The following is a 1,261-nucleotide window of genomic DNA, read 5'->3' as shown; positions in this document are numbered from 1 at the left end:
GCCGGAAACAGCACGGTGTAGGGAATCTTGAAGACCGACAGCCAGTAGCGCACCAGGGGCACATTGAGGATGACCAGGAAGCAGTTGCCCACCCACATACTGGCCACCAGACCCCAGAACAAGTCGGGGTGGCTGGCGATCATGTTGGGGCCGGGCTGGATCCCCTTGATGACGAAAGCAGCCATCATCAGCGCCATGACGGCATTTTCGGGAATGCCGATGGCCATCAGCGGGATAAAACTGGTGCGTGCGGCGGCCTCGTCGGCGGCGGCCTGCCCGGCCACGCCTTCGATGCAGCCGGTGCCGATCTCATGCTTGTACTTGCTGAACTTCTTGTCGGCGGCATAGGCGGCGAACTGGGCAATCGTGGGGCCGCCGCCGGGCAGTATGCCCAGGATCGAGCCGATGATGCTGCCGCGCAGGGCGCTGGGGATGATGCGCTTGAACTCGGGCCAGGTCGGCATGAGCTTGATCTCGCCGTTGAACGGCGTGAGGACGTTTTTGTTGTCGAGATTTTTCACCACCTCCGCAATACCGAAGCAGCCCAGGGCGATGCTGATCAGGCCAATCCCGTCCATCAGGAACGGCAGGTCCATGGTGTAGCGCGCAGTGCCGCTGTTCACATCGGTCCCCACCATCCCGAGCAGGACGCCGACCATGGCCATGGCCAGGCCGTTGAGCAGGCTGCCGCTGCTGACAAAGCTCACGCAGAAAAACCCCAGCAGCATGAGAGCGCAGTAGTCAGCCGGCCCAAACAGGAAGCCCACTTCACCCAGTGGTTGAGCCAGGGTCGAAAGCACCACAATGGCCACGGTGCCGCCAATGAAGCTGGAAATGCCCGCGGTGAACAGGGCCAGGCCGGTCTTCCCCTTGAGCGTCATCTGGTAGCCGTCTATACAGGCGACGATGCTGCTGGCATGCGGGATCTTCATCGTGATGGCGCTCACGCTGTCGCCATATTGGGCCCCGTAATAAATGCCGGCCAGCATGATGAGTGCTCCGCCGGTGGGAATGGAATAAGTCAGGGGCAGCAGCAGGCTGATGGTCGACAAAGGGCCCAGTCCCGGCAGCAGCCCGATGAGTGTGCCCACCGTGCAGCCAAGAGCGCAATAAAGGAGGTTTTGCCAGGTCAGCGCATGCTCGAAACCCAGCGAGAGGTTATGCAGGATGTCCATCAGTAGAGAGGCAGGCTAAGGCCGAGAAAGTTTTTGAAGGCAAAGGCAACCAGGATCAGACCCACCGAGATCTTGATGTTGCGCAC

General features: G+C 60.9%; 1 protein-coding gene. It reads right to left on the bottom strand.

Annotation, left to right across the window (positions count from 1 at the left end; genetic code table 11):
• Window positions 1-1,175 (bottom strand): tripartite tricarboxylate transporter permease (locus tag AC1D1X_RS23690; protein ID WP_477699399.1); only part of this gene is annotated, 1,175 nt, incomplete at its 3' end.
• Window positions 1,176-1,261 lie beyond the last annotated feature (86 nt).

It is taken from the genome of Polaromonas sp. P1_G4 (assembly GCF_056405475.1).
The sequence above is the reverse complement of the archived record's forward strand: the minus strand, read 5'-3'. Positions and strand labels throughout refer to the sequence as shown.